This window comes from Allobosea sp. P2_B12, from assembly GCF_056404835.1.
Genome location: NZ_JBFUDG010000001.1, coordinates 910,398 through 931,392 on the forward strand (window position 1 = coordinate 910,398; position 20,995 = coordinate 931,392).

Here is a 20,995-nt window from a genome sequence, read left to right on the forward strand (position 1 = left end):
TCGCTGATTATTGTTAGTATACAAACAAGCTGGCGCAAGCGGATTTTGCAGGCAGCCGCTGCTCAATCCAGACGCGCCAACAGCCCCAGCAGGCGCTCCGCCTCCTCACGCGACAGCGGCGAAAGCGTCGCTGCGGTGATGGCGCGAGCCTTCTCGATCAACCCCGGAATCGCCTCGAGCCCCATCGGCGTCAGCCGAACACGGACGCGGCGCTGGTCGTCGGGATCGGGCCGTCGCTCGACCATGCCGCGCTCCTCCAGCCGGGCGATGACGCCCTTGATCGTCGCCGGGTCCATCGCGGTCATGCGGCCGAGGTGGTTTTGCGAAATTTCCTCGCCGCCGCTCAGTTTCGACATCGCGGCGAACTGCGTCGGGGTCGGGCCTTCATCGCCCATGATGCGCTGGAAGATCGCGATATGGCGCTGCTGCGCCCGCCGCATCAGGAAGCCGACCTGCTCGTCGAGGACGTAGCTGTTGGAAGCCGCGACAGGCCCGGCCGCCTTGCGCGGTCGTGGCGCGGCTTCGGTTGCCGGCTCGCTCGCGACGTCGGTGGCGCTGGTCTCGCTGCTTGTCATCGTCCGCCACGCCTCCTTGGGACGACGTCGCGAGACCGGGGAGGCGGGCCAAGGCCCTGCCTCTTGCCAGCCGCCACCGCGCTGTCCATGATTGTTATTACACATGCAATCGCGGCTTGTCCCATGGCGCGGGATCGGCGGCTGTTCCGCTACGGAGAACCAGATGGCTCACGACGTCGCGGTGGGGGGCGCCAAGGGCAAGCTGGTGGTCCGCAATATCGGGCTGCTGCTCTCGGGCGATCTCGCCAAGCCGATCCTCGACGCCGATACGATCATCGCCGTCGATGGCCGCATCACCGCAGTCGGCAAAGCCGCCGATCTCGACCTCTCGGGTGCCGACCAGATCATCGATGCCAAGGGCTCTGCGTTGTCGCCGGGGCTGATCGACTCGCATTGCCACCCTGTCTTCGGCGACTGGACGCCGCGTCAGAACCAGCTCGGCTGGATCGAGATGGGGGTGAATGGCGGCGTCACCACGCTGGTCTCGGCCGGCGAGGTACATCTGCCGGGCCGGCCCAAGGATGCCATCGGCGTCAAGGCGCTGGCCGTGACGGCGCAGCGCTGCTTCCAGAACTTCCGCCCCGCCGGTGCCAAGGTTCTCGCCGGCGCGCCGGTGGCGGAGCTCGACTTCGGCCGCGAGGTCTTCGAGGAGCTGAAGGCGCTCGGCATCCGCCATATCGGCGAGATCGGGCTCGGCACCGTCGCCAAGGGCGCCGATGCCAGGCGCGTCACGGAGTGGTGCCGCGAGATCGGGCTCGAGACCATCATGCACACCGGCGGGCCCTCGATCGCCGGCTCGCATTTCGTCAACAAGGACGACGTGCTGGAGGCTCAGCCCGACGTCGTCAGCCATATCAATGGCGGGCCGACCTCGATCGCCCATGCCGATATCCGCATCCTCTGCGAACAGGCGAAAGGCGCGCTCGAAGTCGTCCATAACGGCAATGAGCGCTCGGCGCTCGTGGCGCTCGAAGCGGCGCTGGAAGCAGGGCGTCTCGCCGATGTGCTGATCGGCACCGATGCGCCCGCTGGCTCCGGCGTCCAGCCCAACGGCATCCTGCGGATGATCACGCTGCTGGCGAGCCTCGGCGGCCTGCCGGCCGAGCAGGCCTTCTGCCTCGCCACCGGCAATGTCGCCCGCAAGCGCTCGCTCGATGCGGGCCTGATCGCCGAGGGCTATCCGGCCGATTTCGTGTTCCTCGACAAGCCGCAGCATTCCTCCGGAAAGGATCTGCTGGAGGCGGTTTCGCTCGGCGATATTCCCGGTATCGGCATGGTGGTGATCGACGGGCTGGTTCGGACGGGACGCTCGCGTTCGACGCCGCCGTCCCGCACCGCGCCTGTCGTGCTGTGACAGGACGCGACGCATGACCGACCTGATCGAAATCCGCCGCATCCAGACCTCCGTCGAGGAAATCTTCCACGAATTCGGCCCCTTGCCCGGTCGCACCGAGCGCATCGCCTCGGTCTGCGCCGTGCTGACCAACCCCTATGCCGGCCGCTACGAACCCGACATCCTGCCGATGATGGAGGCGCTGAAAGGCGCCGGACTTGAGATGGCGACGCGCTGCCTCAACGCCCTCGGCGGCGATCCGAAAGCCGTCGAGGGCTACGGCAAGGGCGCCATCATCGGCTCGGCCGGCGAGCTGGAGCATGGCGCGCTCTGGCATGTGCCCGGCGGCTACGCGATGCGCGAAATCCTCGGCAACGCCAAGGCGATCGTGCCTTCGACCAAGAAGGTGGCGGGGCCGGGCGCCCGCATCGATATCCCCGTCACCCATATCAACGCGGCCTATGTTCGCAGCCATTTCGGCGCGGTCGAGATCGGCGTGTCCGGCTCGCCCCAGGCCGACGAGATGGTCCTGATCCTGGTGATGACCACGGGCGCCCGCATCCATGAGCGCGTCGGCGGCCTGCGCGCCGACCAGATCAGCGTCTGGGACGGGCAACGGTGACGGCTATGATGCCGCCCTTCCCGTCATGCTCGGCCTTGTGCCGAGCATCCACGTCTTGAACACCGCCCTCGCCAAAGGAAGACGTGGATGGTCGGGACAAGCCCGACCATGACGCGGAAACCTAAGATCGCCCGGAGCCGTCCACCATGCCCGCCAACATCCGCAAGATCCTGACGCAAGTCGATGAAACCCTTATCGAATCCGGCAAGACGATCGCGCCGCCGACGCGCCGCGCCGTCGCCGTCGCGGTGATCGCCAACCCCTTTGCCGGGCGGTATCAGGAGGACCTCTCGGAACTGACCGAGATAGGTGTCGAACTCGGCGATCTCCTGACCAAGCGTTGCCTCGCGGCGCTCGGTATCGAGCCCGGCCAGGCCGAGAGCTTCGGCAAGGCCGCGATCGTCGGCGAGGGCGGCGAGCTTGAGCATGCCGCAGCGATCCTGCATCCCAAAATGGGCACGCCGGTTCGCGCCGCGCTCGGCAAGGGCCCGGCGCTGATCCCTTCGGCGAAGAAGCGTGGCGGACTCGGCACGCCGATCGACGTGCCGCTCGGCCACAAGGACGCGGCCTTCGTCCGATCGCATTTCGACGCCGTCGAAGTCCGGGTAACGGACGCGCCGCGCGCTGGCGAGATCCTGGTCGCGATCGCCGTGACCGATTCCGGCCGCCCCCTGCCGCGCATCGGCGGACTGACCACGGATCAGATCAAGGGCGAGGATGGGCTGCGCTGAAATTTCGTCGCGCGGCGAAACCTGAAGGCAGGTTGAGGAGACTACCCCGCGAGGCATGATCGCTTGGCGAGACGGAGTCCCCTCGATGACATTCACGCTCACCGGCTTCCATCAGGGGAACTTCCTGAACGCAGCCGACCCCGAGACGCGCAATGGCGTCTGCGTCGCGCTTTGCGACCTCTGGCTGGAATCCCTGTTTCAGGCGCCGGGGGCGTCGCCGCGCAATCGACTGCAGGCGCTCGCGGTAGATTTCGGCCGGGCCGAGAGCCACCAGCGCCGCTACGGCAAGCTGCGCAAGGTGCTCGGCCGCGACGATGCGCGACGCCATATGGGCGCGCGCGTCGGCATCGACTTCGACGAGCAGACCTTCGTCGACATGAAGCTGCACGTCGGCCGCAGCGGCATGATCCAGAAAATGTCAGACGATCTGCGCGCACCCGGTGCCGCCGCGACATGGTCGATGCGCTTTGCCGGCGGCGGTGGCCACGCCATCGCCGGGTTCAACCGGATGGAGCCGCAGCCCTACGGCTTCGACCAGAAGATCCACGTCTTCGATCCGAATATCGGCGAATATGTCGGGACCTATGGCAGTTGCGCCGAGATCGTCGACGACCTCATGCGCAAGATTCCGCTCTACGCCACCACGGCGATATTCCACCGCACGACGGCGGCCGCCGACCGTTAAGCCGCGGCCGCTATCGTCAGATCACCCGCCGAGCGACATCGTCAACGGCGGCTTGACCTCGGGCGGCAGCGGCGAGGTGTAGCCGTCCGCGCCAAGCTTCGTCTTGTGGTCGGCCTTGGCCGCGGCCATCAGGGCCGGGTCGAGCAGCACGGCGGCACCCGTTCCCACCATCGCCTTGGCGACATGGATCATCGCCTTGTGCGCGGCGGGCGTCTTGCCCTGCGACACCACCTGCCAGGTGTGGAACGGCGTGCCGATCGCGACCGTCGGCGCATGGGCCTGCACGGTCGGCACGGCCCAGCTCACATCGCCGATATCGGTCGAGCCGATCGCCGGGTTGCGCTTGGCGTCGAGCGGCACCAGGAAATCGGCCAGCGCCGCGCCTGAATCCTCCATGCCGATGGTGCGCCAGATCGAGGCGATCTCCTGCGGCTGCAGCGTCTTGCGGATGTCTTGCGCAAAGGCACGGTCGGCATCGTCGAAATGCGGCGGGCCGAGTTCTTCCATGACGCCATGCATGGCCTGCTCCAGCGGCGTGTTGCCGAGCAGATCGGAGACGGCCGAGACGATGCGCATCTCCATCTTGGTCTCGGTCATCAGCGCGGCGCCCTCGGCGATCTTCTTCACGCGCTGCACGAGTTCGAGCATGCCGCGCAGGTCGCGAGCCCGGATCGAGTAGCGCACGCGGGCATGGGCCTGCACGACATTGGGCGCGATGCCGCCGGTGTCGAGCACGGCGTAATGCACGCGGGCATCGCTGGGCATGTGCTCGCGCATGTAGTTGACGCCGACATTCATCAGTTCGACCGCATCGAGCGCGCTGCGTCCGAGATGCGGGGCTGCGGCGGCATGCGAGGTGCGGCCGGTGAAGACGAAATCGGCGCGGGTGTTGGCGAGGGCCAGCGGCGGGGCCACCTCCCAGAAGCTCGACGGATGCCAGGAGATCGCGACATCGACGTCGTCGAACGCGCCAGCACGGACCATGAAGGCCTTGGCCGCGCCGCCTTCCTCGGCCGGGCAGCCATAATAGCGCACGCGGCCGGGCAGCTTGTTCTCGGCGAGCCACTCCTTCATCGCGACGGCGGCGAGAAGCGCGGCGGAGCCAAGCAGGTTGTGGCCGCAGCCATGGCCATGGCCGCCATCCTCGACCGGCTTGTGGCTGGCGACGCCGGCCTCCTGCGACAGGCCGGGCAGGGCGTCGTATTCGCCCATGAACGCGATCACGGGGCCACCTTCACCGGCCTCGCCGATCACGGCGGTGGGAATCTCGGCGACGTTCTTGGTGACGCGGAAGCCCTGATGCTCCAGCTCCGCGGTGTGCTCGGCGGATGAGCGCGCCTCGGTGTAGCAGACCTCCGGCATGCCCCAGACCCGATCGCTCAGCGCGATCAGCCGTTCCTTGTTCGCATCGACGTGGCGCCAGAGATCGTTTCGGTTGTCCATGATGGTCCTGCCTTGGTCAGGCCGGCATATGACCAATCCGGGCCTCTCCCGTCCAGCCGGCAGACGCATGGCTGAAGCGATGCCCAGGCGTTTCCATGCGTCGCGGCAGATGCCGGGGTTAGCAGCAGGTCTCAGCCCGACCAGCCGGCGCGGCCAAGTCGCTCAGGATCGGGCAATCCGGCCGCGCATCGCCCTGGCAGTGTTCGGCGAGATGCCGCAGCGTGTCGGCCATCCCCTGCAATTCGGCAGCCTTCGCTTCGAGATCGCGGACATGGCTCATCGCGAGCTGCTTCACGTCGGCGCTGGCGCGGCTTTTGTCGCGCCAGAGCGCCAGCAGGGCGCGGCTCTCCTCCAGCGAGAAGCCGAGATTGCGCGAGCGCCTGACGAAGCGCAGCGTGTGGACGTCCTGCGCCTCGTAGACACGGTACTGCGCCTGCGTCCGCAGCGGAGCGTCGATCAGCCCGATGCTCTCATAGTAGCGGATCATCTTGGCGCTGACGCCGGAGCGCTTCGCCGCCTCGCCGATGTTCATGGCATGCCCTCCAGCCGTCACACGCATGGCAGGTGCCAAGGGACACTGTATCATAAGGGGAACAATGCGTGTCAGGGAACGCCTCTATGGAACGTGCATTCGGGCGATTACTCTACCTTATTGGCGTTTTGCGCTTACGAAGACTTCCTGCTGGTCCGCAAGTTTCTCCTCGGATTCATCCATAAAAATTTTTGCTTTTACAACGCGAGAGATGTCAAAATTATCACTCAGCCGTTCGATGATCGAATCGATAAACCATTTTGGATCGGGCCGTGGAAGAATAGATGCAATCTCCTCACCAAACAGCGTTAGAGGAATAATTTTGATGCGTAGCGGAAGGAGTTGAAAACCTTTCTGTTCGCGGTATTCAAATATTAAGACGAGATCGCCGTTCCTAACATGGCTCTTCAATTCTTTGCCAACAGGCGTTAAATCAAACCCGATGTCTCCGCCGACATCGGAAATTAGACCCGCCTGCTGCATCATCAGAAGTTTTTGAAAATTGTGCTTAACAAAATCTTCTGGAAGGCAAATATCGCGACCGTGAGCTGATTTGTATTTAACAATATCTTCAAAGAAACGAACATCCCCCTGTTCAAGTTCAAACATTAGTCTAATCGAACGTTTGCTTATTGATCCCGGCATCCGTAGTTCGCCAGCTAGTATTCTTCCCAGCATACTTTGCATATCAGAAGATGAGGCCATTCCAGCGTATTGCCGCATCTGCGCCAGAAAATCATCGCTTACATCTACATCCGGAGCGTGACCATCGTCCGATGAGGCTTCCATCTCAATCAGACTTTTTTCGCATTCGTCTAATGTTCTATTTATGTTCGTATATTCCTGAAATAACTTTTCGGCGGATCCTGCTAGTATTGCAGCGGCCAAGCGCGGATCATTCTTGACGACATTCGCGAAGGTTTTCCCGGCTGCCGATATAACTTCGGCGATCGCCTTTGATTGGGCTTGTGAAATAAGCGCCTGCCCTTCGGCTATAACAGAATCTTTATCGGCGCGACTGCCAAGAAGTCTGTCCTTCGCGGAGAAATAACGGCTTTTTATATTTAATAAGAGGCCGCGCTCAGAAATTCGAGCTTCCAGACCAATGGTCGGTACGTCGCCATTAGTTGTCCGGGACTTCGCCATGAATCCATCCAAATAAAAATAGAAGGCATTTTGAAACAAGCAATTACAATAGCTCGATTCCTGTCACCTTGGCGAATGTTCAGGAGGTTGAGCCTACTATTCCGCTTTCAGCGGCCTTCATAAGGGAATCAGAGGCGTCTCGCAGATTGGCATAGCTTATCCTATGCGGACAGAACTGATGACCGCTACGGTGAAGGATGCTTGTGGATCGGGTCGACCCAGTAGACCGACTCGGGCGCCTCGACCGGATCGACATCGGTGATATTGACGACCACCGCCTCGTTGTCGGAGCGCACCAGCACGCATTCCAGCGCGTTGTCAGGGTCGGCGTTGATTTCCTGATGCGGAACGTAAGGCGGCACATAGATGAAATCGCCGGGGCCAGCTTCGGCGACAAATTCCAGCCGCTCACCCCAGCGCAGCCGGGCCTTGCCGCGCACGACATAGATCACGCTTTCCAGCGCACCATGGTGGTGTACGCCGGTCTTGGCATCGGGCTGGATCGAGACCGTACCGGCCCAGATCTTCTGCGCGCCGACACGGGCATGGTTGATCGCGGCTTGCCGGAACATGCCGGGCGTCTGCGCCGTGTTGGAATCGAGCTGATCGCCCTTGATGACGCGCACGCCGTCATGCTTCCAGCGCGGCTCGTCGCCATGGGCGTGGTCGTGGCTATGCGGATGATCGTGGTCGTGCTCGTGGTCGGCCATCATGTGCTCCTGTGGCGACAGGTTAAAGCAGGACGGCATCCTCGCAAACCGCCTTCGTCGATGTCCCCTCCGGTGCGGCCGGAGGGGCGCCACGCAGCAGCACCAGCGCCATCAGCGCCGTGACGACCAGGCCGAACATGGCAACCAGGGCCGAAAGCTGCATGCCCTCGACGAAAGCCGTTCGGGCGAGTGCGAGCAGAGTTGCAGACATCTCTGCCGGCAATTGCCCGGCTTCGGCAACCGCCCCACCAAGCGTCGCGGCGGCGACCCGAGCCGCCTCCGTAGGAACGCCTGCCGGCACCGACTGAGCCATTTCGCTGCGATAGACCGCCGTGACGATGCTGCCGAGGATTGCGATGCCGAGCGCCCCGCCGAATTCGAGGCTGGTCTCGGACATCGCCGCTGCAGAGCCGGCTCGCTCCGGCGGGGCGCTGCCGACGATCAGCTCGGTCGTCAGCGCCACCACCGGTGTGAAGCCGAGCGAGAAGATCACCGAAGCGACCACGACCACCGCGACGCTGCCACCGATCTCGACCCGAGTCAGCAAGGCGAAGCCGGCCGCCGCCAGCGCCAGGCCGCCGGCCATCACCGAGGCAGGTGCGAACCGGTGCGCCAGCATGGGCACGATCAGTGAGCCCAGAATGAAGGCCATCGCGGACGGCACGCCCCAGATGCCCGCCTGCAGCGGCGAAAGCCCGACGACGAGCTGCAGATATTGCGCGATGAACAGGAAGCTGCCGAACAGGAAGACGAAGCCCATCACATTGATCGCCAGCGAGGCGCTGAACACGGCATTGCGGAACAGCCGCAGATCCAGCATCGGGTCGTCGAGATGGCGCTGCCGGCGCAGGAAGACCGTGCCGAGGGCGATTCCTGCCAGGATCGGCACTGCGGCCCGCCAACCGACGCCATGCTCGGCCATGTGCTTAATGCCGTAGATCGTCGCGAGCACCGCGATCAGGGACAGCGCCGCGCTGACGAGGTCGATCCTTCCCGCATTGGGGTCCTTGAACTCCGGCAGCAGCAGCGGGCCCAGGATCAGCAGCAGCAACATCACAGGCACGCCGACGAGGAAGACCGAACCCCACCAGTAATGTTCGAGCAGGACGCCGCCGACGAGCGGGCCGATGGCACCGCCGGCCGAGAAGCTCGATATCCAGATGCCGGTCGCGAAGGTGCGCTCGCGGGCATCGCGGAACATGTTGTGGATCAGCGAGAGCGTCGATGGCGCCAGCGTCGCGCCGGCGACCCCGAGCAAGGCGCGTGTCGCGATCAGCATCTCCGCGCTGGTCGAGAAGGCAGCGAGCACCGAGGCGAGGCCGAAGGCGGCCGCGCCGATCAGCAGGAGCTTGCGACGCCCGATCCGGTCTCCCAGCGTGCCCATGGTAATGAGCGAGCCGGCGACCATGAAGCCGTAGATATCGACGATCCAGAGCAGTTGCGCCGCGCTTGGCTTCAGATCGGCGCTGAGCTGCGGCACAGCCAGATTCAGGACGGTGAGGTCCATCGAGTACAGCAGGCAGGGCAGGGCGATCACGGCCAGGCCGAGCCATTCGCGCCGTGTCGCCTTTGGCGTCTCGTCGGTCGTCATTGTCTTGACCATTGCTCTGCGCCGGCCGGCCGGCGGCAGGCCCTTGCGGCTGGATTTGAGGGGCGAATCTGATGCGTTCCGCCGTCAGCGGATGACAGCACGAACGATCGACCGAGCCTGACGGCGAAACGCGCCAATGCTTAACCTACGAGTTAAGCATAGACCAGGGCCGTCGCGCTGGTCAACGCCACTCGGAGGGCTGTGCCAGCGCGAACCGGTGATCAGCGCTTCTTTGCCGGCCCCGTCGCGATCGGACGGTCGCTTGCGCCCCATTCGGCCCAGGAGCCGTCATAGATCGCGCGCGCCGGCTTGCCGATCGTTTCCAGCGCCATCGACAGGATCGCGGCGGAAACGCCCGAACCGCAGCTCGTGATCAGCGGCTTGTCGAGATCGACGCCGGCTTCGGCAAAGGCTGCAGCGACAGCATCGGGTGAGGCGAGCTGCCCGTCCTTGACGATCGCAGGGAAGGGCAAGCTGAGCGAGCCCGGCATATGGCCGGAACGGACGCCGGCGCGTGGCTCAGGCGCCTCGCCGCGAAAGCGGTCGCCGGGGCGGGCATCGACGACCTGCGCCGTGCCGTCGGACAGGGCCCGCGCGACATCGCCGGCATCGGCCACGGCCGAATGATCGAGCCGCGCGGTGAAGCTGCGGGCGGCGCGGGCGCGCGGAGGACCATGCTCGATCGGCCGGTCTTCCGCCTGCCATTTCGGAAAGCCGCCCTCGAGGATGACGACGTCGCTCGCTCCGAAGGTCTTGAAGGTCCAGCGCACGCGCGGCGCCGAGAACAGCCCGAGCCCGTCATAGACGACGATCTTCATGCCGTCGCCGATGCCCATCGCACCGACAGCGGCGGCGAAGGCCTCCGGCTGCGGCAGCATATGCGGAAGGTCGGAAGCCTTGTCCTTCACCGTATCGATGTCGAAGCGCAGGGCGCCGGGGATGCGTCGATCAGCATATTCCGCATGCGGGTCGCGGCCATGGACGGGCAGGTACCAGGAGCCGTCGACGACGACGACATCGGGAGCGTTCAGATGCTCGGCTAGCCACTCGGTCGAGACGAAAACAGTGTCGCGGGCCATATCAGACGATTCCTCGTAGGTTTTTATAGGGCTTGTCGGCCCGGTCTCGTCTCAGGCCAGCGCGATCCGGACGCGCCGGTTCTGCTTGCCCTTCTTCTCGATATCGGTGACCGCGACAAGGCCGATCTCGGCGGTGTTGCGGACATGGGTGCCGCCACAGGGCTGCAGGTCGATATCGCCGATCGCGACCAGCCGGACCCGGCCGGAGCCGCGCGGCGGCTTCACCGACATCGTCTTGACGAGGCCGGGATTGGCGTCGAGCTCGGCATCGGTGATCCAGCTTTCGGTGACATCGGCATTGCGCGCGACCAGGGCATTGAGCTGCTCGGCGATCTCGGCCTTGTCGAGCCCGCCTTCGGGAATGTCGAAATCGAGCCGCCCGTCGCCGTCGCCGATGGCGCCACCCGTGACCGGATAGGACAGCACGACGCTGAGCAGATGCAATGCCGTGTGGATCCGCATGCGCTTCAGCCGCCGATCCCAATCGAGCAGGACAGTCACGGTCTCGCCCGGCTGGGGCGACGCCTGGCCTTCCAGCGGCACATGAATGACGCGGCTCTTGTCTTCCAGATCATAAATCGCGGTGCCGATTGAAATCATACTGCCATCCGCCCGCCGCAACGTGCCGGCATCGCCCGGCTGCCCGCCGCCGGTCGCGTAGAGCACGGTGCGGTCGAGGATGATGCCGCCGCGCTCGTTCACTGCCTCGATGGTGGCAGTCGTCTCGGTCAGATAGGCGTCGTCACGAAAGAGCAGTTCTGTCGGCATGGTCCATAGGCTCGCTGTCCCGGCATGGCGCATCGGCGCAGGCCGCCTTCAAAGGCAGCGGAGATTGCACGGATCGGGCAGATCGCGCCACCGCCCTTTTGCCTGCCGTCAGCGCGGCTCTTCCGCCGCCGGGGCGCCGGCCCTAGACTGGGCGAGCTGCCGGCCGCCCGGCCCCAGCCCGGGAGGTCCCATGACATTGCCGCGCATGCAGCCCAGCGACGGCGTCGCCTGGATCACCGGTGCTAGCTCGGGCATCGGCGAGGCCGTGGCGCTTAAACTGGCGCAGCGCGGCTGGACGGTTGCGATCACCGCACGCAGGCTCGACCAGCTCGAGGAGATCGCCCGCCGCGCCGAAGGCCTGCCCGGTCGCATCGTCGCCCATGCCGGGGATGTCACGGAGACGGGCTCGATGAAGGCGGTGGTCGACGCCATCGAAAGCGTCCACGGGCCGATCGCGCTGGCCTTCGTCAACGCCGGCATCGCGCCCGACAGCGAAGGCGTGCTCGACATGGCCGCCTTCGAGCAGATCATCGCCGTGAACCTGACCGGCACGGCGCGGGCTCTGGCGGCCGTGATCGAGCGCATGTCGCCGCGCAAGCGCGGTCAGGTCGCGATCAACGCCTCGGTGGCGGGCTATGGCGGGCTGCCGGCCTCATCGGCCTATGGCGTCTCGAAAGCTGCCGCGATCCATCTCGCTGAGACGCTGAAATTCGAGGGCGACCGCTTCGGCATCCGCGTGCAGCTCGTCAATCCCGGCTGGATCGACACGCCGATGACCCAGCCCAAGGACGTGCCGATGCCGTTCATCATGAGCCAGGAGGAGGCCGCCCGTCGCATCGTCGACGGATTCGAAAAAGGGGGGTTCGAAATCACTTTCCCGCGCCGGCTCTCCTGGGTGATGAAGGCGGTCAATCTGCTGCCGTACCCGGTCTATTTTTGGTTGATCGCCCACGGCACGCGCCGGGCTGGGGCTAAGTCGCCGTGACGGGCCAGCCGGCAGCCTAATCCGACCGCGTCTCGTCTCGTGTCTTGGCCAACGCGTCGAGCGCGCGCCTGCGGCCGAAATCCAGATCGACGATCGGGCGCGGATAGGTCTGGCCGAGAACGATCCCGGCGCGGTGCAGTTGGTCGGCATCGGCTTTCCACGGCTCATGGATCAATGTGTCGTCCAGCCCCGCGATCTCGGGAATCCAGCGCCTGACATACAAGCCCTTGGGGTCGAATTTCAGCCCCTGCGTCACCGGATTGAAGATGCGGTAATAGGGCGCGGCATCGGCGCCCGAACCCGCGACCCACTGCCAGCTCGCGGCGTTGTTGGCCGGGTCGGCATCGACGAGCGTGTCCCAGAACCAGTCCTCGCCGTGCCGCCAGTCAATCAGGAGATGCTTGATCAGGAAGGAGGCGGCGATCATCCGGACGCGGTTATGCATCCAGCCCGTGGTCCAGAGTTCGCGCAAGCCCGCATCGACGATCGGGTATCCGGTCAGCCCGCGCTGCCAGGCGCTCGTTGCCGCATCGTCCCGACGCCAGGGAAAGGCGTCGAAGCGTGGGTTGTAGTTCCGGGTCGCGAGGTCGGGATTGTAGAACAGCAGGTGATAGGAAAACTCGCGCCAGCCGATCTCGGACAGGAATTTCTCCGCATCCGATGAGCCGGCGCTGGCTTCCCCGCTCTCGATAGCGCTGCGGGTCGCGTGCCAGATCTGGCGCGGGCCGATCTCGCCGAAGCGCAGATGCGGCGAAAGCCGCGAGGTCGAGGCCCGGTCGGGGCGGTCGCGGCCCTCGCCATAGCCGTCGAGCACGCCGGAGAGAAAGTCGCCGAGGCGCTCGGCTGCCGCTGCCTCGCCGGGTGTCCAGGCCTCGCGAAGGCCTCCAGCCCAATCCGGCTTCACCGGATCGAGCGCCAGATCGGCATGGGACACGGTCATCGTCGCGATAGCGGGCGGCAGCTTCAGAGATTGCATGTGTTTCGGAGCGGGCTTCGGTGCGGCAGGCTCACCGGCAGCGCGCGCGGCGCGCCAATAGGGCGTGAACACCTTCATCGGCTCGCCCGTCTTGGTCGTAACCTGCCAGGGTTCGTTCAGCAGCGCCGCGTTGAAGCTCTCGACTCGCCTGCCCGACGCCATCAGCTCGTCCTTGAGCCGCGTGTCGAGCGCCACCGACTCGCCATCGTAGCGGCGGCTCCAGGTGACGAGATCGATTTCCGCCGTCTCGACGACGCGCGGCAGGAGCGCGCCCGGGTCGCCGCGCATCAGGACCAGTTCGCAGCCTTTGGCCTTGAGCGCAAAATCCAGTGCCGCCAGCGAACGCGACAGCCACCAGCGGGTCGCGCCGCCGAGCGGACGGCGGGAGCCGCCTTCGTCGAGGATGTAGATGAAAAGCGTCGGGCCATGAGCGACAGCCGCCGAAAGGGCAGGGTTGTCGGCGAGGCGAAGGTCGTCGCGGAACCAGTGGAGCGATAAGGCCGGCATGAGATTGGCGTGATGCTCCGTTATGCGAACCGTCAGGGATCGGGCACGCCACGGCAGCTACGATGGAAACGGAGCATTGGATCGCCCGTCGCAGAAGAGCGAACAGCGAATCGAAAAATGCCGCCGGGCGCGGAGCCCGGCGGCAGGTCGTCAGGTCACCAGCGGCGATCCCACTGACGGTCGTTGTAGCGCCGGCCATAGGCGCGCGCATGCGGCGGCGGGCCGCCATAATGACGTCCATAACCACGACCGCGGTAGCCGTAGCGCGGGCCGGCGCGATAACCGCGATGGCGGTAGCCGTAGCCGTACTGGGCCAACTCGATGCCGGCCGGCGCAGCGATGTCGGTCTGGGCGGCGAAGGCGGGAGCCGCCGACACGGTGCCGGGGATCGCCCCGAGACCGAGTGCCAGTGTCGCCGCGAGAATCAGTCTGCGCATATCGATCTCCTTGGGTTGACGGTATCGGTCCATCCAACGCCATCGCACGACAACCGCGCATGAAGCGAAAAGTTCGCTCCCGTTCATCTTGGGGCGCGAGTGAGGTTGGACGGATGGGTCCGGAAACTACATGCGCTCCCAAAGCGCCGCATCGCGGGCCGACTGGCGTTTGATCCAGGCATAGCGTGTCTCGCCCCGGCGCCGGATCTCGGCGGTCAAATTGTCCAGCACGAGATCGCCGCGATCGGTCCGGATGATCAGTAGCAGATGCCCTTCGCCGGCGGGCGTCCTCACAACCGCGATCAGCAGGGCCGAAGCCGGCAGTCCCATGGCCAGCAGGTCATGCCGCTTGGTCACGACATAATCGTTGCAATTCCCCGTTTCGGGATCGATCCGCCAGTCGGTGGTGGTTTTCACGGACCTGATTCGCTGATTGACGTCGCGGTTGATCCGCTCGATCGCGGCTTCGACCTCGGGCGTCAGGTCGATCACGGCATCGGGGACGCCCAGTTCGCAATCGGCGGCGTGGCGCAGGCAAAATCGCGTGTAGTCGAGCGGGGCCAGTTCGAGCCGCGTCGGATCGAGGCTGGCGCGATGCACCACGGGACGCGAATCGACGGCGTCTCCCGCCGGACGCGACGCGCACGCCCCGGCGAGGCCGGCTACGACCATGACCATTGCTGCTGTGAATCTGACTCGGTTGCTCATCGTTCGATCGATAACGCAGGCCGGTAAAGGATTCTGGCTGAATTGCCGTCGGCCCCGGCGTTCCGTGATGGTGGCATGCGGCGCTGAAAAACCAAAAGGCCCCCACGATTGTCCGTCGCTATCGCCGTGCCACGCGGGGTATGTATGAATTGAGCGGGCGGCCAACGACGCAAACAGATCTCGGCTGCCCTCTGACGCCGACACTCAGGCGCGCGGGTGTGAGACATGGGCGATCCCCAAGCGACTGCACGCTTGCAGCTCACGCTTCGCGTGCATGAGCAAAGCGTGCCGATCGACCTGAGCATTCCAGACCGCCCCGTGCGGCTCGACGAGTTGCTTCCGGCATTGCGCGAGATGGATGACCGCCTGATCGATGCGTCAGTCGCCCATGCCGCAGCGAAGGGAGAAAACGTGTCCTGTGCAAAGGGCTGCTCGGCCTGTTGCCGAGCCCAGCCTGTGCCGGTCACGCCGCCTGAGGCCTATGCGCTGGCCAGGCTGGTCGAACGCTTGCCCGAGCCGCGCGGCACGGCCGTGCGAGCGGCATTCGCGGCCAACGTCGCGCGAATGCGCGAGGCTGGCCTGTATGAGACCTATATGCAGCGCGATCCGGCCCTGACCCGCGACGAGGCCCGCATTATCGCGCGGCGCTACATGGCGCTGAAGCTGGCCTGTCCATTTCTCGCTGACGACGCGTGCAGCATTTACGCCGAGCGCCCCTTCGTGTGCCGGCAATATCTCGTGACCTCGCCGCCTCGGCTTTGCGACTCGCCTCTCGACGCGGCCGTGCAGCCGATTCCCATGCCGGCTGCCTTCGCCACTGCCATGCTCGAAGCAGGACAGGCGTTGACCGGGGAGGCGCAATACACCGTGCCGTTGGCACTCGCGCTCGACTGCGCGCAAGCCAAGCGAATCGAGATGGAAAAGACCGGCCCGGCGAAGCCGGCATTCGAGACCATCGTGCGCCGCGCGTTGAAGTGAGAGCGCGCGCCGCAGCCTGGGATTCCTTGCCATAGCGCTCGCTGAGGCCTCACAGGCCGAACAAACGCCCGAATCCTCGCCACAGCGTGTAAGGCGCGTAAAGCACAGCCTAACCGCAAACCAAAAGGGCCCGGGCGATATGCGCCCAGGCCCTCGAAATGACTGGCTCCCGGAGCAGGATTCGAACCTGCGACCAATCGATTAACAGTCGATTGCTCTACCGCTGAGCTATCCGGGATCGGTGGTGGCGTATAGCGACGGCTCTGCGGGTGCGCAACCCTTTTCCGACCGATGAGCCGGATTGCGACACGGCGGCGGCATCGGCGCGGTTGGCGGTTGCAGCGAACCCCGGCATGTGGTTATAGGCGGCCTTCGGGATTTCGCTGATGGCGGCGTCCCGCGGAAGGCCTCGTGGCGGAGTGGTTACGCAGAGGACTGCAAATCCTTGCACCCCGGTTCGATTCCGGGCGAGGCCTCCAGATTTCCCAGCATTCGGCAGAAGCATGATGCCAGTCCCCGTCATGGGGGCCGCGAGCCAGTCCAGCATGGGCGGCTGCGTCGTGGCGGCCGCGATGTCTTGCCTTTTGAAGCAGGCTCGAACAGAAAGCATCGATGGGTGGCAACGCCGCCGGGCAGGGCGCCTCGAGGTGCAGGTTGTCGGCCCTGTCGATCGCCTGGCCCATCGGTGCCGCAGACGGAGATTTCGGGGCATGGAGAGTTTCGCCGCACTGCGCCGCATGATGGTGGATTGCCAGATGCGGACCTATGACGTGACGGATCGCGCCGTTCTGGCCGCTGCCGCCGAGGTTCCGCGTGAGGCCTTCCTGCCGCCATCCCTGTCGCATCTGGCCTATCTCGACCAGGCCGTGCCTCTGCCCGGCACCGGGCGGGCCCTGATGACACCGATGGTCATCGCCCGTATGATCCAGATGCTCGACCTGCAGCCAGGCGAGGATGTTCTCGAATATGGCGGCGGCAGCGGATATGGCGCCGCGCTGATGGCCCGCATGGGCACGCAGGCCACGCTGTGGGAGCCCGACGCCGAGGCCCTCGCGCTGGCGGAACCCGCCCTGCGTCAGGCGCTTGCCGGCGCCAGCGTCTCGGCCACGCGCCCCGACGACGAATCCTTCGATGCGGTTCTGGTCAGCGGCGCTTGCGAGAGCGTGCCCGAGTCGCTTTTTCCACTGCTTCGTGAGGGCGGCAGGCTGATCGCGGTCGAGGGCTTCGGGCGCTCCGCACGGGTCAAGCTCTACCAAAAATCCGGCGGAAAGGTTTCGGGGCGCCCGGTTTTCGATGCGGCCGCCCCCGTTCTGGCCGAGTTCCGCAAGGCGCCCGCCTTCGTTTTCTGAGACTGCATGGTGTCGCATTTTTGCGGCACTGCGAAATTCAAAGCCATGCCTCCGCCCGGCTCCGTTGGCGATCGCGGCGGGGCAGGTTATGTAACGCTTTGTTAGTATGCCGAGGCTGGGGCGATGCCTGGGCGCGACTTGAGTCCGCACATGAGGCGTCCAGTGACACGACGGAATAACTCCAAGACGACCACCAGGCTCGGCTTCGCCGCGGCGCTTGGCCTTGCTCTCGCGTCCGGCGTTTCGCCCGCTGCCATGGCGCAGACGATGGATGCCGCCCTGGCACGCGCCTATGCCGGCAATCCGACGCTGAATGCGCAGCGCGCTTCGGTGCGCGCCACCAACGAGAACGTGCCACAGGCGCTTTCCGGCTACCGTCCGCGCATCACCGCGTCGGCCGATATCGGCGCCAGCATCACCGATGCGAACATTCCCGGCGCCGTTGGCGTCACCTCGCGGATGGGTCCCCGCGGCGCTGGCGTCCAGATCGACCAGAACATCTTCGACGGCGGCAAGACGCGCAGCTCCGTCGGCCAGGCCGAGTCTCAGGTGCTCGGCGCCCGCGCGACCTTGCGCAACACCGAGCAGAACGTGCTGCTCGATGCTGCGACCTCCTACATGAACGTGCTGCGCGACACGGCGATCCTCAGCCTCAACCGCAACAACGTCGAAGTGCTGGAGGAGCAGCTGCGCCAGACGCGCGATCGCTTTCAGGTCGGCGAAGTGACGCGCACCGACGTCGCGCAGGCGGAAGCACGCCTGTCGCAGTCGCAGTCGCAGGCGATCCTCGCGGAATCGAACCTCAAGACCTCGATCGCGCGCTATCGCCAGAATGTCGGCATCGAGCCCAAGCAGCTTGCGCCGGGCCGCCCGGTCGAGAATCTGCTGCCGAAATCGCTTCCGGTCGCTCTCAATGCGGCGCTTGCCGCGCATCCGGCGATCATCGCCTCTCTGCATGGGGTCGATGCGGCCGAACTGCAGGTCAAGGTCTCGGAAGCCGATCTGTATCCAGTGCTCGGCGTGCGCGGCACGGTCCAGCAGCGCTACGACTCGCAGACATTCGGCGACAACCGGACCTCGGCGAGCGTCGTCGGCACGCTGACGATCCCGATCTATGAAGGCGGTCAGGTCTATTCGCGCACGCGGCAGGCCAAGGAAACGGCCGGTCAGCGCCGGATCGAGGTCGATACGCAGCGCGATACGGTGCGCGCCGCCGTGGTTTCCGCCTGGGGCGGCCATGAGGCCGCCAAGGCCCAGATCGTCGCCGCGCAGGCTCAGGTTCAGGCGGCCGAGACCGCCCTGGCCGGCGTTCGCGAAGAGGCCAAGGTTGGCCAGCGCACGACCCTCGACGTGCTGAACGCACAGCAGGAGCTCGTCAGCGCACGCGCCACGCTCGTGACGGCGCAGCGCGACCGGGTCGTCGCGTCCTATGCCGTGCTGTCGGCGATCGGCCGGCTCTCCGCGGAAACGCTGAGGCTGAAGGCCGAGGTCTACGACTCCCGCAAGCATTATGATCAGGTCAAGGGCCTGCTCTGGGGAACGCAGACGCCCGACGGACGTTGAGCCGCGCGCAGGATATCGCGAAGGAGGACGCCCCCGGTCGCCTTTGACCGGGGCGTTCCTGCGGCAGTTGTGGCCTCCAGCCGAATCGACATTCGCGCAACAGGCGGGATTTCCCTGTGGGCGGAAAGACATGCCGCCTTGCCTGGCATGGCTTGCGTGAAATACTCGATGATCGGGCGGCGCTGATTCTGTCGATGCGCCCGGTGTCGAGTGGTCCGGATCCAGATGAGCGCGCAACCGAAGCCCAACGAACCGTCGATGGAGGAAATTCTTGCCTCCATCCGGCGGATCATCGCGGATGACGAGGTCAAGCCCGCCGAGGCGGAAGCGGAGGTCGAGGCCGCTCCGGTCGCCGTCGAACCCCCGGCTGAGCCCGTTGCCGATATCGATGCGGATGTGCTCGATCTCGGCGCCGAGGCCGCTCGCATCCTCCCGCCGGAACCGGAAACCCCGCCGGCCGACGATGGCGAGGTCGATTTTCTCGAACCGCCGCCGCCTGAGCCGGAGCCCGTCGCGGCTGCGCCCCAGCCCATGCCGGAGCCGGAACCCTACGAGCCGCCGGTTTTCGCCGCAGCCGAACGCCCCGTAAGCCCGCCGCCCTTCGACATGGCCCAGCTGCTTTCGGCCCAAACGAGTTCGGCCGTCACCAGCGCCTTCGGCGATCTCGCCCATACGGTTCTGACGAACAATGCCCGGACGCTTGAGGATCTGGTCAAGGACATGCTGAAGCCGATGCTGAAGACCTGGCTCGACGACAACCTGCCGACCATGGTCGAACGACTGGTTCGGGCCGAGATCGAACGCGTGGCCCGCGGCGGGCGCAGTTAGGACGCCCGCTCGAGTTGGCATGCCATCAGATGATCAGCGGTTCCGCAGCGGCCGCTGGCGTGCTGCGGGCGCGGGTTTCAGCCTTTCGAAAGCTCCTGCGTCATTCAGGCGCTTGAACGCAAAGGCCAGCATGGTCATGGCGGCCGTCGGCGCACCGAGCCGCGACACGAGCATCGAGAGCCCGACGGCGACCGGCCGCGGATAACGGCCCGAGGCGGCCTCGGAGGCGATCCAGGCGCCGACGACATGAACGAGCAGGTTCATCAGAGTGCGACCTTCCTGTTGGTGCCGAGATCGGGCTTGGTGCCGGTCAGTGCGGCAGCGGCCATCTTGACCGAGGTGACGATCTTGCCGGCGCCGGCCCAGAACTCCGCCATCGACGGCCGAACACGCAGGACGCGGATATTCGGATCGTCCTTGCTGTCCCAGAACGCCTTGTTGCTCGGGTCCCAGAGTTCCGCGACCTTGGCGCGGTCGTCGAGAACCGTGCCGGTGCCGGTCACCGAGACGTAGCGCATGCCGCTGTTGTCGGCGAAGGCGACGCAGACATTGTCGTTGACGTTGATTTCGTCGTCCTTGTGGTGGCGACGGTCGGTGAGGAAGTAGATCGCGTCTTCCTCGCGCTCGCCATGGGCGTGCATCGGCCGGGCGCGCAACTCGTCGCCTTCGCCGTCATGGGTGACGAGCATCGCGAATTTGATGTCGTCGATAAGGTCCCAGACGCGATCCTGGTCAGTATGATGGGTCATGGTGAAGCTCCTCGCTTGTCGAGAACTTCAACCGGCGGATCGCGTGACGGTTCCGTGATCCAGGCCGCAAAACGAGCGATGAAGACGTGCGCCAACGGAACGGGTCCGGCGCTCGCGCGTATCGGCCTCGCGGCTTATGCTGCCCGGCCCGTTGCCGAACCCCCGCGAGGACCTGCCATGAAGAAGTCCGCATCCGCCAAATCCGCCACGACCAAAATCGTCAAGAGCAGCAAGGTCGATCTCGCCTCCAACACCAAGAGCGAGATCGCCGGCCTGCTCAACGCACGCCTGGCCGATGGTATCGACCTCGCGCTGCTGACCAAGCAGGCGCACTGGAACCTGAAGGGGCCCGGTTTCATCGGTGTCCACCTGATGCTGGACGGCTTCCGCAAGGAACTCGACGACCATGTCGATACCGTCGCGGAGCGCATCGCACAGCTCGGCGGCATTGCCTTCGGCACGACCCAGACGACCGCCGCCTCCACCTCGCTCAAACCCTATCCGACTGATATCGTGCCGGTGAAGGACCATCTCCACGCGCTGATCGAGCGCTACGCCGAGACCGCCAACCTCGTCCGCGAGGCGATCGACGCCAGCGACGAGGCGGGCGATGCCGGCACCGCCGACCTGTTGACCGCCTATTCGCGCATGCTCGACAAGGCGCTCTGGTTCCTGCAGTCGAACCTGCCGGGCTGACCGG

The 20,995-nt window shown here is 65.5% G+C and carries 23 protein-coding genes and 2 tRNA genes; 11 read left to right on the top strand and 14 right to left on the bottom strand.

Annotation, left to right across the window (positions count from 1 at the left end; all coding sequences use genetic code 11):
* Positions 1-62 precede the first annotated feature (62 nt).
* Positions 63-575 (bottom strand): MarR family winged helix-turn-helix transcriptional regulator, encoded by a 513-nt coding sequence (locus AC1DYU_RS04400; protein WP_476790562.1) that lies wholly within the window; start codon positions 573-575, stop codon positions 63-65.
* 163 nt (positions 576-738) lie between these two features.
* Between AC1DYU_RS04400 and AC1DYU_RS04405 the strand changes: the two genes are divergently transcribed.
* The 4 genes from AC1DYU_RS04405 to AC1DYU_RS04420 all read left to right on the top strand — a co-directional run bounded on the left by AC1DYU_RS04405 (position 739) and on the right by AC1DYU_RS04420 (position 3,946).
* Entirely contained in the window at positions 739-1,929 is a 1,191-nt protein-coding gene (locus AC1DYU_RS04405; protein ID WP_476790563.1) for an amidohydrolase family protein, read from the top strand.
* Positions 1,930-1,942: 13 nt separating this feature from the next.
* Positions 1,943-2,530 carry an amino acid synthesis family protein gene (locus AC1DYU_RS04410; protein WP_476790564.1) on the top strand — a complete coding sequence of 196 codons (588 nt, stop codon included), beginning with the start codon at positions 1,943-1,945 and terminating at the stop codon, positions 2,528-2,530.
* A 146-nt stretch (positions 2,531-2,676) separates the two neighbouring features.
* The gene (locus AC1DYU_RS04415; protein ID WP_476790565.1) at positions 2,677-3,261 is read left to right on the top strand and encodes an amino acid synthesis family protein; all 585 of its coding nucleotides are present in this window, start codon (positions 2,677-2,679) and stop codon (positions 3,259-3,261) included.
* Positions 3,262-3,346: 85 nt separating this feature from the next.
* Entirely contained in the window at positions 3,347-3,946 is a 600-nt protein-coding gene (locus AC1DYU_RS04420; protein ID WP_476790566.1) for a YopT-type cysteine protease domain-containing protein, read from the top strand.
* A gap of 21 nt (positions 3,947-3,967) precedes the next feature.
* Here the strand turns inward: AC1DYU_RS04420 and AC1DYU_RS04425 are convergent, their stop codons facing one another.
* The 7 genes from AC1DYU_RS04425 to AC1DYU_RS04455 form a co-directional block, all read right to left on the bottom strand.
* The gene (locus AC1DYU_RS04425; protein ID WP_476790567.1) at positions 3,968-5,389 is read right to left on the bottom strand and encodes a M20 family metallopeptidase; all 1,422 of its coding nucleotides are present in this window, start codon (positions 5,387-5,389) and stop codon (positions 3,968-3,970) included.
* 118 nt (positions 5,390-5,507) lie between these two features.
* Positions 5,508-5,921 carry a Cu(I)-responsive transcriptional regulator gene (cueR, locus tag AC1DYU_RS04430; protein ID WP_158482686.1) on the bottom strand — a complete coding sequence of 138 codons (414 nt, stop codon included), beginning with the start codon at positions 5,919-5,921 and terminating at the stop codon, positions 5,508-5,510.
* Positions 5,922-6,038: 117 nt separating this feature from the next.
* Positions 6,039-7,067, bottom strand: a complete 1,029-nt coding sequence (locus AC1DYU_RS04435; protein ID WP_476790568.1) for a DUF2806 domain-containing protein — start codon at positions 7,065-7,067, stop codon at positions 6,039-6,041.
* Between the two features lie 185 nt (positions 7,068-7,252).
* Positions 7,253-7,777, bottom strand: coding sequence for a cupin domain-containing protein (locus tag AC1DYU_RS04440; RefSeq protein ID WP_476790569.1), 525 nt, complete (start codon positions 7,775-7,777; stop codon positions 7,253-7,255).
* A gap of 22 nt (positions 7,778-7,799) precedes the next feature.
* Complete coding sequence (locus tag AC1DYU_RS04445; protein ID WP_476790570.1) at positions 7,800-9,380, bottom strand: MFS transporter; 1,581 nt, start codon at positions 9,378-9,380, stop codon at positions 7,800-7,802.
* A 209-nt stretch (positions 9,381-9,589) separates the two neighbouring features.
* Positions 9,590-10,447: a 3-mercaptopyruvate sulfurtransferase gene (gene sseA / locus AC1DYU_RS04450; RefSeq protein WP_476790571.1), complete on the bottom strand. Its 858-nt coding sequence runs from the start codon at positions 10,445-10,447 to the stop codon at positions 9,590-9,592.
* 51 nt (positions 10,448-10,498) lie between these two features.
* The gene (locus AC1DYU_RS04455; protein WP_476790572.1) at positions 10,499-11,215 is read right to left on the bottom strand and encodes an alanyl-tRNA editing protein; all 717 of its coding nucleotides are present in this window, start codon (positions 11,213-11,215) and stop codon (positions 10,499-10,501) included.
* 190 nt (positions 11,216-11,405) lie between these two features.
* Between AC1DYU_RS04455 and AC1DYU_RS04460 the strand changes: the two genes are divergently transcribed.
* Positions 11,406-12,200, top strand: coding sequence for an SDR family NAD(P)-dependent oxidoreductase (locus AC1DYU_RS04460; RefSeq protein WP_476790573.1), 795 nt, complete (start codon positions 11,406-11,408; stop codon positions 12,198-12,200).
* 16 nt (positions 12,201-12,216) lie between these two features.
* Here the strand turns inward: AC1DYU_RS04460 and AC1DYU_RS04465 are convergent, their stop codons facing one another.
* The 3 genes from AC1DYU_RS04465 to AC1DYU_RS04475 form a co-directional block, all read right to left on the bottom strand.
* A complete protein-coding gene (locus tag AC1DYU_RS04465) occupies positions 12,217-13,683 on the bottom strand; it encodes a cryptochrome/photolyase family protein (protein ID WP_476790574.1) in 1,467 nt (488 codons plus the stop codon).
* Between the two features lie 155 nt (positions 13,684-13,838).
* The gene (locus tag AC1DYU_RS04470; protein ID WP_476790575.1) at positions 13,839-14,120 is read right to left on the bottom strand and encodes a hypothetical protein; all 282 of its coding nucleotides are present in this window, start codon (positions 14,118-14,120) and stop codon (positions 13,839-13,841) included.
* Between the two features lie 126 nt (positions 14,121-14,246).
* Positions 14,247-14,993: a transglutaminase-like cysteine peptidase gene (locus tag AC1DYU_RS04475; protein ID WP_476790576.1), complete on the bottom strand. Its 747-nt coding sequence runs from the start codon at positions 14,991-14,993 to the stop codon at positions 14,247-14,249.
* A gap of 60 nt (positions 14,994-15,053) precedes the next feature.
* Between AC1DYU_RS04475 and AC1DYU_RS04480 the strand changes: the two genes are divergently transcribed.
* Positions 15,054-15,806, top strand: a complete 753-nt coding sequence (locus tag AC1DYU_RS04480) for a YkgJ family cysteine cluster protein (RefSeq protein ID WP_476790577.1) — start codon at positions 15,054-15,056, stop codon at positions 15,804-15,806.
* 163 nt (positions 15,807-15,969) lie between these two features.
* Here AC1DYU_RS04480 and AC1DYU_RS04485 read toward each other — a convergent pair.
* A tRNA-Asn gene (locus AC1DYU_RS04485) sits at positions 15,970-16,044 on the bottom strand.
* Between the two features lie 167 nt (positions 16,045-16,211).
* On the opposite strand from AC1DYU_RS04485, the gene AC1DYU_RS04490 reads away from it, so the two are divergent.
* The 4 genes from AC1DYU_RS04490 (at position 16,212) to AC1DYU_RS04505 (ending at position 19,546) form a co-directional block, all read left to right on the top strand.
* Positions 16,212-16,285: transfer RNA gene (locus AC1DYU_RS04490), tRNA-Cys, on the top strand.
* A 231-nt stretch (positions 16,286-16,516) separates the two neighbouring features.
* Positions 16,517-17,155, top strand: coding sequence for a protein-L-isoaspartate O-methyltransferase family protein (locus AC1DYU_RS04495; RefSeq protein ID WP_476790578.1), 639 nt, complete (start codon positions 16,517-16,519; stop codon positions 17,153-17,155).
* 150 nt (positions 17,156-17,305) lie between these two features.
* Positions 17,306-18,718, top strand: coding sequence for a TolC family outer membrane protein (locus AC1DYU_RS04500; protein WP_476790579.1), 1,413 nt, complete (start codon positions 17,306-17,308; stop codon positions 18,716-18,718).
* A gap of 225 nt (positions 18,719-18,943) precedes the next feature.
* A complete protein-coding gene (locus AC1DYU_RS04505) occupies positions 18,944-19,546 on the top strand; it encodes a PopZ family protein (RefSeq protein WP_476790580.1) in 603 nt (200 codons plus the stop codon).
* 33 nt (positions 19,547-19,579) lie between these two features.
* Here the strand turns inward: AC1DYU_RS04505 and AC1DYU_RS04510 are convergent, their stop codons facing one another.
* Complete coding sequence (locus AC1DYU_RS04510) at positions 19,580-19,810, bottom strand: hypothetical protein (RefSeq protein ID WP_158483877.1); 231 nt, start codon at positions 19,808-19,810, stop codon at positions 19,580-19,582.
* The gene (locus tag AC1DYU_RS04515) at positions 19,810-20,295 is read right to left on the bottom strand and encodes a pyridoxamine 5'-phosphate oxidase family protein (protein ID WP_476790581.1); all 486 of its coding nucleotides are present in this window, start codon (positions 20,293-20,295) and stop codon (positions 19,810-19,812) included. Before AC1DYU_RS04515 ends, AC1DYU_RS04510 begins: the two co-directional genes overlap by 1 nt.
* Before the next feature lie 177 nt (positions 20,296-20,472).
* Between AC1DYU_RS04515 and dps the strand changes: the two genes are divergently transcribed.
* Positions 20,473-20,991: a DNA starvation/stationary phase protection protein Dps gene (gene dps, locus AC1DYU_RS04520; protein ID WP_158483875.1), complete on the top strand. Its 519-nt coding sequence runs from the start codon at positions 20,473-20,475 to the stop codon at positions 20,989-20,991.
* Positions 20,992-20,995 lie beyond the last annotated feature (4 nt).

What these genes read in the sequence shown, in the direction of transcription:
- AC1DYU_RS04500 (WP_476790579.1), top strand. Translation starts at nt 17,306, where the DNA reads ATGAGGCGTCCAGTGACACGACGGAATAACTCCAAGACGACCACCAGG.
- AC1DYU_RS04405 (WP_476790563.1), top strand. Translation starts at nt 739, where the DNA reads ATGGCTCACGACGTCGCGGTGGGGGGCGCCAAGGGCAAGCTGGTGGTC.
- sseA (WP_476790571.1), bottom strand. Translation starts at nt 10,447, where the DNA reads ATGGCCCGCGACACTGTTTTCGTCTCGACCGAGTGGCTAGCCGAGCAT.
- AC1DYU_RS04435 (WP_476790568.1), bottom strand. Translation starts at nt 7,067, where the DNA reads ATGGCGAAGTCCCGGACAACTAATGGCGACGTACCGACCATTGGTCTG.
- AC1DYU_RS04445 (WP_476790570.1), bottom strand. Translation starts at nt 9,380, where the DNA reads ATGGTCAAGACAATGACGACCGACGAGACGCCAAAGGCGACACGGCGC.
- AC1DYU_RS04415 (WP_476790565.1), top strand. Translation starts at nt 2,677, where the DNA reads ATGCCCGCCAACATCCGCAAGATCCTGACGCAAGTCGATGAAACCCTT.
- AC1DYU_RS04505 (WP_476790580.1), top strand. Translation starts at nt 18,944, where the DNA reads ATGAGCGCGCAACCGAAGCCCAACGAACCGTCGATGGAGGAAATTCTT.
- AC1DYU_RS04440 (WP_476790569.1), bottom strand. Translation starts at nt 7,777, where the DNA reads ATGGCCGACCACGAGCACGACCACGATCATCCGCATAGCCACGACCAC.
- AC1DYU_RS04425 (WP_476790567.1), bottom strand. Translation starts at nt 5,389, where the DNA reads ATGGACAACCGAAACGATCTCTGGCGCCACGTCGATGCGAACAAGGAA.
- dps (WP_158483875.1), top strand. Translation starts at nt 20,473, where the DNA reads ATGAAGAAGTCCGCATCCGCCAAATCCGCCACGACCAAAATCGTCAAG.
- AC1DYU_RS04470 (WP_476790575.1), bottom strand. Translation starts at nt 14,120, where the DNA reads ATGCGCAGACTGATTCTCGCGGCGACACTGGCACTCGGTCTCGGGGCG.
- AC1DYU_RS04515 (WP_476790581.1), bottom strand. Translation starts at nt 20,295, where the DNA reads ATGACCCATCATACTGACCAGGATCGCGTCTGGGACCTTATCGACGAC.
- AC1DYU_RS04460 (WP_476790573.1), top strand. Translation starts at nt 11,406, where the DNA reads ATGACATTGCCGCGCATGCAGCCCAGCGACGGCGTCGCCTGGATCACC.
- AC1DYU_RS04455 (WP_476790572.1), bottom strand. Translation starts at nt 11,215, where the DNA reads ATGCCGACAGAACTGCTCTTTCGTGACGACGCCTATCTGACCGAGACG.
- AC1DYU_RS04510 (WP_158483877.1), bottom strand. Translation starts at nt 19,810, where the DNA reads ATGAACCTGCTCGTTCATGTCGTCGGCGCCTGGATCGCCTCCGAGGCC.
- AC1DYU_RS04495 (WP_476790578.1), top strand. Translation starts at nt 16,517, where the DNA reads ATGGAGAGTTTCGCCGCACTGCGCCGCATGATGGTGGATTGCCAGATG.
- cueR (WP_158482686.1), bottom strand. Translation starts at nt 5,921, where the DNA reads ATGAACATCGGCGAGGCGGCGAAGCGCTCCGGCGTCAGCGCCAAGATG.
- AC1DYU_RS04420 (WP_476790566.1), top strand. Translation starts at nt 3,347, where the DNA reads ATGACATTCACGCTCACCGGCTTCCATCAGGGGAACTTCCTGAACGCA.
- AC1DYU_RS04480 (WP_476790577.1), top strand. Translation starts at nt 15,054, where the DNA reads ATGGGCGATCCCCAAGCGACTGCACGCTTGCAGCTCACGCTTCGCGTG.
- AC1DYU_RS04400 (WP_476790562.1), bottom strand. Translation starts at nt 575, where the DNA reads ATGACAAGCAGCGAGACCAGCGCCACCGACGTCGCGAGCGAGCCGGCA.
- AC1DYU_RS04465 (WP_476790574.1), bottom strand. Translation starts at nt 13,683, where the DNA reads ATGCCGGCCTTATCGCTCCACTGGTTCCGCGACGACCTTCGCCTCGCC.
- AC1DYU_RS04410 (WP_476790564.1), top strand. Translation starts at nt 1,943, where the DNA reads ATGACCGACCTGATCGAAATCCGCCGCATCCAGACCTCCGTCGAGGAA.